Source organism: Bradyrhizobium sp. Leo170 (genome assembly GCF_004296405.1).
Lineage (GTDB): Bacteria > Pseudomonadota > Alphaproteobacteria > Rhizobiales > Xanthobacteraceae > Bradyrhizobium.
On the sequence record NZ_PSRR01000428.1, the window covers coordinates 1 to 6,347 of the forward strand.

Below are 6,347 nucleotides of genomic sequence, written 5' to 3' on the forward strand. Positions count from 1 at the left end.
CCTGCCACGCTGGCGCGGCCGCTCCGCCAGTTCACGGCGAGCGACGGTAGCGCGCCGCGCTCGGCAAGCGTCGCCGGCGCCTTGAATTCGGCGATCACGCGTGTGGGGTCGTAAACCTGCGCCACCACCAGGATCTCGCCGAGCCGCGCGGTGAATGGCGTCTGCGCGCCGGCCGTCTGCGAGATCAAGGTCACGCTGGCGTCCTCGCAGCGGATTTCGAGGCGGAAGGGGTAACCTGCCACCGATCGCTTGCCGCAATCGTAGACCCGGCCCGCCTTCGCCTCCTGCGCGCGCCAGGCATCGGCCTGCACCCACACCTGGGACGAGGCATAGAACCAGAACGCGCTCCACGCGATGGCGAGGATCAGCACGAGGACGGGGGCGGCAAAGAGACGCCAACGCGAGCGCCGGCGCGGCGCGGGGGTCATATCAGGCATGCGGTGACCTCTGACTGTCAATTTTGGCAAATCTAAGCGGGAAACCGCGGGCTTGTTTGAGCATGATCTCCGCGCAAACGCTTCGCGTTTGTCGCGAGGGAAAACCGGTTCCCACTTTTCCGGATCATGCTGTAAAGCCCACGAAACCGCTTCGCTTCGCGTCGCGCTTTTGCTAGCCCTTGCGGCGATGTCCGCGCAACTCCTCTCCCCGCCCGAATCAGGTGACAACGACCTCTGGGTATTCGGTTACGGCTCCCTGATGTGGAAGCCGGGTTTCGATTTCGAGGAACAAATGGCGGCGCGGCTGATCGGCGAGCATCGCGCGCTCTGCGTGTATTCCTTCGACCATCGCGGCACGCCGGAAAAGCCGGGACTGGTGCTCGGGCTCGACCGCGGCGGCGCCTGCCGCGGCATCGCGTTCCGCGTCGCGGCGAAGCGGCGCACCGAGACGATCGCTTATCTGCGCGGCCGCGAGCAGACCACCAACGTCTATCGCGAGGTGCACCGCTCGGTGTGGCTCGAGGACGACCCGCGCTCGCGGGTGGCCGCGCTGACCTATGTGGTGGACCGCAGCCATGTGCAGTACGCCGGACGGCTGACGCTGGCCGACCAGCTCCGCTACGTGCAGCAGGGCCACGGACGCTCGGGCAACAACCGCGACTATGTGCTCTCCACGGTGCTCGCGATCGAGAAGCAGGGTTTTCGCGATCCGCAACTGCACAAGCTGGCGACGATGCTGCACGACGCGCATCCGATCGAGCTGCCGCTGCAGGAGGGAACGTAGCTAGAGCTTCTTGTTTTGACGCATTTTCTTCACGCGAACCGGTGTCCACTTCGCTCGAAAACGCTCTAGACCTTCGCCTTCGCGGTATCGGGCACGACGCCGAACAACTGCGCCTGCTCGGCGCGCGCAGCCTCGACAATGCGGTCGGTGGCGCCCTCGATCGACTCGCGCAGCCGCGTCATGAACTCCGCGCGCGGCAAACCTGGCGGCAGCGGATCGAGGAATTCGACCACCAGCGTCCCCGGATAGCGCATGAAGGTGCGGCGCGGCCAGAACAGGCCGGAGTTGAGCGCGACCGGCAGGCACGGCACACCGCTCTCGGCATAGATCTGCGCCACCCCGGTCTTGTAGTTTGGCGGCGCGCCGACCGGCCGGCGCGTACCTTCCGGGAAGATCACGAGCTGGCGGCCGCGCTTCACTTCAGCGGCCGCGCGGCGCAGCGTCTTCACCAGCGAGCGCGGTCCGCCGCCGCGGTCGATCGCGATCATGCCGGCCTTGAGCAGGAACTGGCCGAACACCGGAATCCAGGTCAGCTCGCGCTTGAGCATGTAGAGCGGGTGGTCGAAGAAGCGCAAAAGCTGGAACGTCTCCCACATCGACTGGTGCTTGGCGGCGACGATCAGGGGCCCTTTCGGAATCTTCTCCAGCCCGCGGAATTCGACCCGGATGTTGCAGACGACGCGCATCAGGAACAGCGTCGCGTTCGCCCACCATGCGGCCAGCGTCATCATCGCCCGGCGCGGCAACACGACGGTCGGGATCGCGACGATGCTTAAGCTCACCAGCACGAGATAGAACAGCACGTTGAAGATGAGCGAGCGCACGAAGATCGAAGACATCGAATTCCCGACTTAAAGAGTTGGTCTGGTCAGTTCACCTGCGCGGTCGCCGGCCGGCGCGGCGCCGGCGCGCCGCCAGGCTGCTCCAGGAAATCGGGCGTCAGGTCGAGACCGATCCTGGCCAGCCGCACCCGCACCTCCGCTGCGACATATTTGACGTATTCCGATAGCAGGAGGCGCAGCGTTCCGCCACTCATCCACCAAGGTTCGTCGCGCCATTTGTCGCCGATCACCACGAACGGGATCAGTTCGACATCCGGCATCGCGTGCGACAGTTCGACGATCGCGCGCGGCATGTGGTAGTTCGAGGTCACCACGATCAGCGACTTGAAGCCGCGCTCATGCGCCCAGCGCCGCGTCTCAGCGGCATTGCTCCTCGTATTGACGGCGGAGCGGTCGAGATCGACGCAGCACCTCAAGAGCGCCTGATTGTTCTCGGGCAGCGAGCGGGAAATATCGCTCGCCGCATTGGTCGGGTGCACCCCCGAGATCAGCAGCCGCTTGCCGTAGCCGGCCGCCAGCAATTCCACCGCGTCGGAGATGCGCGAGGAACCGCCGGTCAACACCACGATGCCATCGGCATTGCGCTCGGGCTGGGTTTCGACGCCGCGCAACTGCGACAGGAACGCGAGGAAGCCGACCCCCGCGGCGACGAACAGCACCGCCAGCGGCGCGACGATCAGCGCGCGCAGCGATCCGTGCGGCCGCGCTGGCCGGCGCTTTTGCGATCGGTCGTCGAGATCAGAGCTCATCGGATAAGGCTGTCCCTTCCCCGGACGCAATTATAGAGCGTTTTTGGGCGAAGTGGAGTCCGGCCGTTCCATCAGTCGACGTCATCGAGCGTGGCGAACAGCGTCCGCCGTGAGGCCCAGGCCGTGATCGCGGCGATCAATACCGCCTGCAGCGCCAGCACCAGATAGCCGGACGGGCGCAGCGAGAAGGTCCCGAGCAAGGCCGCGAACTGGTCGCCGACCGGAGTGCCCGAGAACCAGCTCGCGATCGATTCGGAGAAGCCGAAGAACAGCATCGCGACGCCACCGCCGATCAGGCCGCCCTCGAGTCCCAGCATCAGGAAATGCCGCAGGAAACGGTTGGCGATGTAACTGTCGGAGGCGCCGACGAAATGCAGCACCTCGACGATCGGCCGGTTGGCGGCCATCGCGCCGCGCGTGGCGAAGGAGACCGAGATGATCGTCGCGACGATCACGAGGGCGAGAATGCCGATGCCGGCAAACACGGTGGCGCCGCTCATCGAGCGCATGCGCTCGATCCAGGCGCGGTGATCGTCGACGCTGGCACCGGGGGCGACCTGCGTGACCCGCGCCCGCAGCGCGGTGAGGTCGGGCGTGCTGCCGGGCTGCACCCGCGCCACGATGACGCGCGGCACCGGCAATTGCTCGATCGACAATCCGCTGCCGAGCCAGGGCTCGAGCAGTTTTGCGGATTCCTCCTTGCTGAACGGGCGGACTTCGACGATCCCACCCTGCGTCCGCATCGCCTCCGCCGCCGCTGATGTGTCGCGATCGAGATCGCGGCCGGCCGCCGGGCGGATCTGGATCGTGATCTCGCTCGCGACCTCCGACTGCCACTCGGCCGCGGATGCGCTGACCAGGAGCACCGTGCCCGTGGTCATCGAGGCCAGGAAGGTCATGATCGACACGACCGCGACCAGCGCGCGGCCGGAGATCGAGGCGCGCGGCACGATCGGCGACATGTTGCGCGCATTCGCCGCCACCTGCGGGCGTTCATGCCCGAGGTCGACGAGCGGCACATGCTCTCGGCCGATCTTATTCATAGATGTGCAGCCGTCCCTGGTGCAGCACCAATCGCCGCGCCTCGTACTGGTCCATCAGCGTGATGTCGTGGGTGGCGATGATCACGGCGGTGCCCGACTTGTTCAACTCGATGAACAGGCGCAGCAGCCGCCGCCCGAGCGTCGGATCGACGCTGCCGGTCGGCTCGTCCGCCAGCAACAATTGCGGCCGCGAGATCACCGCGCGCGCGATTGCGGCGCGCTGCTTCTCGCCGCCCGAGAGGATCGGCGGCAGCGCATCCATCCGCTCGCCGAGGCCGACCCATTTCAAGAGGTCGATCACCTCGCGCCGGTAGCTGGATTCGTCGCGGCCCATCACGCGGAACGGCAGCGCGACATTCTCATAGGTCGTCATGTGGTCGAGCAGGCGAAAGTCCTGCAGCACGATGCCGATGCGCTTGCGTAGGTTTGCGATCTGGTCTTTGCTCAGCAGCGAAATGTCCTTGCCGAACAGATTCACCAACCCGCGCGTCGGCCGCAGCGACAGGAACAACAGCCTGAGCAGCGAGGTCTTGCCGGCACCCGACGGGCCGGTGAGGAACTGGAAGGAATGGGCGGGGACGGCGAAGCTGAGGTCGCGCAGAATCTCCGGGCCGAGCCCGTAACGCAATCCGACATTTTCGAACCGAACCAAGCTCTAGCTCCGCTCGACATTGGGTTGGACGTTGGGTTCAACTGGGGCGGCGGCCGGGAACCTCGAACCTTGGCTCAATCCTCGCGCCCGTTTCCGGCTGGGCCGGCGGGCCGAACAAAGCGTTTGTGCTTCGGTTATGGTTTCCGATTCGTTAACGGTCGCCTTGTAGCATCTCGGCGCATCCATGGTGGGGATTGGGCTCCATGCATATCGTTTGCCCGCATTGTACAACATCCTATGCGATCAAGCTGGAGACGTTAGGTCCGGCCGGGCGTACGGTGCGTTGTTCCCGCTGCAAAGAAGTCTGGCTGGCGCGGCCGGAGGATGCCGTCGACATCACGGCGCCGATGCCGGCGATGGCGGCGGCGAACAGGTCCGCCGCGTCCGATGCCGCCGCGGAATGGGAGGCGATGGCGCGGCAGGAGGAGGACGAACGCACTCCTGTCGTCGACAGCCCCTCGATCTCGGCCGACTGGCCGGCGGACGATGCAGTCCGACAGGACTGGCCGTCGGTCGCCCGGGAAGACGCCGAGGCTCACGCAGATGCCGAAGCCAAACCCCGCCGCCGGCTGCCAAGACTGTTCGAGCTGCCCACCCTGCCCCGCATCCGCATGCCCGCAGCGAGCCTGCCCACCGCATGCGCGGCGATGGCGGCGCTGATCGTGGCGCTGGTTGTGTGGCGCGGCGACGTCGTGCGCCTGTTGCCGCAGACCGCGCTGTTCTACAGGCTGGCCGGGCTCGAGGTGAATCTGCGTGGGGTGGCGTTCAAGGACGTCAAAGTCAGTCAGGAGACAGTGGACGGCAAGCCGGTGCTGGTGATCGAAGGCATGATCGTCGGCGAGACCCGGAAGCCGGTGGAACTGCCACGGTTGCGCTTTGCGGTCCGCGACGCGCAGGGCGCGGAGATTTATGCGTGGAACACGGTGCTGGAGCAGCCGGTGCTGAAACCGGGCGAACGCGCTTTTTTCAAATCGCGCCTTGCCTCGCCGCCTCCGGAAGGGCGCGACATCGATATCCGCTTCTTCAACAAGCGGGATCTGGCGGCTGGCGGCAAGGCTTAGAATACGAGACGTGTCTTGCGAAGGAGGTTAGTTCGATGCCGCGGGTATTGATCGCCGACGACGAGGATTCGATGCGCTCGCTGGTGGCACGCGCCATCGCCATGGACGGCCACGAGACCGTCACCGCGCAAGACGGCGCGGCCGCGCTGGAAATACTGGCGCGCGAGCAGGGCGCCTTCGATCTGCTGCTCACCGACATCCAGATGCCTGTCATGGACGGGATTGCACTGGCGCTCGCCAGCGCGCGCGATTTTCCGGAGTTGAAGATCCTGCTGATGACCGGCTTTGCCGACCAGCGCGAGCGCGCCTCCGGCCTCAATGCGATCGTGCACGACGTGGTGACCAAGCCGTTCTCGGTCGCCGATATCCGCACGGCGGTGGCGGATGCGCTGTCGGCGCGGAAGGTGGCGTAGGTGCGGACGAACGCTCTCTCAGCCCGTCATTGCGAGCGGAGCGAAGCAATCCATGTCACCGCAAGCGGCGCTACGGATTGCTTCGCTTCGCTCGCAATGACGGTGGAGGCCGAGCTGCCTCAGTAATCCTTCAGCAGGCGCTCGATGTAGTCGAGTTCGAGCTGCGGTCGCGCCGGGTCCGCGAGGCGGCGGCGGAGTTCTTCCAGGATTCGCCTGACGCGCTGCACGTCGATCTCGCCGGGGATCTTGACGGTGTAGTCGTCGCCGAACTCGCGGCCGTGCAGGGGGCGCCCGAGCGGATCGGTCTGGTTGCCGCCGCTCTGCTGCCTGCCGACGCGGTTGCCGGGGCCGTCGCCCGCCTGCTCG

9 protein-coding genes are annotated in these 6,347 nt (G+C 66.2%); 3 read left to right on the plus strand and 6 right to left on the minus strand.

Translation table 11 applies throughout. From position 1 onward, the window contains the following. Positions 1 to 437 (minus strand): DUF2125 domain-containing protein (locus tag CWO89_RS39375; protein WP_130583694.1); only part of this gene is annotated, 437 nt, incomplete at its 3' end. Positions 438 to 624: 187 nt separating this feature from the next. Between CWO89_RS39375 and CWO89_RS39380 the strand changes: the two genes are divergently transcribed. Then, positions 625 to 1,221 (plus strand): gamma-glutamylcyclotransferase, encoded by a 597-nt coding sequence (locus CWO89_RS39380; protein ID WP_130583695.1) that lies wholly within the window; start codon positions 625 to 627, stop codon positions 1,219 to 1,221. Between the two features lie 65 nt (positions 1,222 to 1,286). Here CWO89_RS39380 and CWO89_RS39385 read toward each other — a convergent pair whose 3' ends face one another. The 4 genes from CWO89_RS39385 to ftsE all read right to left on the minus strand — a co-directional run bounded on the left by CWO89_RS39385 (position 1,287) and on the right by ftsE (position 4,507). After that, a complete protein-coding gene (locus CWO89_RS39385; protein ID WP_130583696.1) occupies positions 1,287 to 2,060 on the minus strand; it encodes a lysophospholipid acyltransferase family protein in 774 nt (257 codons plus the stop codon). Positions 2,061 to 2,089: 29 nt separating this feature from the next. Beyond that, positions 2,090 to 2,812: a YdcF family protein gene (locus CWO89_RS39390; protein ID WP_130583697.1), complete on the minus strand. Its 723-nt coding sequence runs from the start codon at positions 2,810 to 2,812 to the stop codon at positions 2,090 to 2,092. A gap of 71 nt (positions 2,813 to 2,883) precedes the next feature. Further along, positions 2,884 to 3,855, minus strand: a complete 972-nt coding sequence (locus CWO89_RS39395; protein WP_130583698.1) for a cell division protein FtsX — start codon at positions 3,853 to 3,855, stop codon at positions 2,884 to 2,886. Continuing rightward, a complete protein-coding gene (gene ftsE / locus CWO89_RS39400; protein WP_130583699.1) occupies positions 3,848 to 4,507 on the minus strand; it encodes a cell division ATP-binding protein FtsE in 660 nt (219 codons plus the stop codon). The genes CWO89_RS39395 and ftsE overlap by 8 nt, the downstream gene beginning before the upstream one ends. A 203-nt stretch (positions 4,508 to 4,710) precedes the next feature. Here ftsE and CWO89_RS39405 point away from each other — a divergent pair, with 203 nt between their 5' ends. Then, positions 4,711 to 5,568 (plus strand): MJ0042-type zinc finger domain-containing protein, encoded by an 858-nt coding sequence (locus tag CWO89_RS39405; protein ID WP_130583700.1) that lies wholly within the window; start codon positions 4,711 to 4,713, stop codon positions 5,566 to 5,568. Between the two features lie 35 nt (positions 5,569 to 5,603). Continuing rightward, complete coding sequence (locus CWO89_RS39410) at positions 5,604 to 5,981, plus strand: response regulator (RefSeq protein ID WP_028163766.1); 378 nt, start codon at positions 5,604 to 5,606, stop codon at positions 5,979 to 5,981. A gap of 119 nt (positions 5,982 to 6,100) precedes the next feature. On the opposite strand, the gene CWO89_RS39415 is transcribed toward CWO89_RS39410, so the two are convergent. After that, positions 6,101 to 6,347 (minus strand): DUF4175 family protein (locus tag CWO89_RS39415; RefSeq protein ID WP_130583701.1); only part of this gene is annotated, 247 nt, incomplete at its 5' end.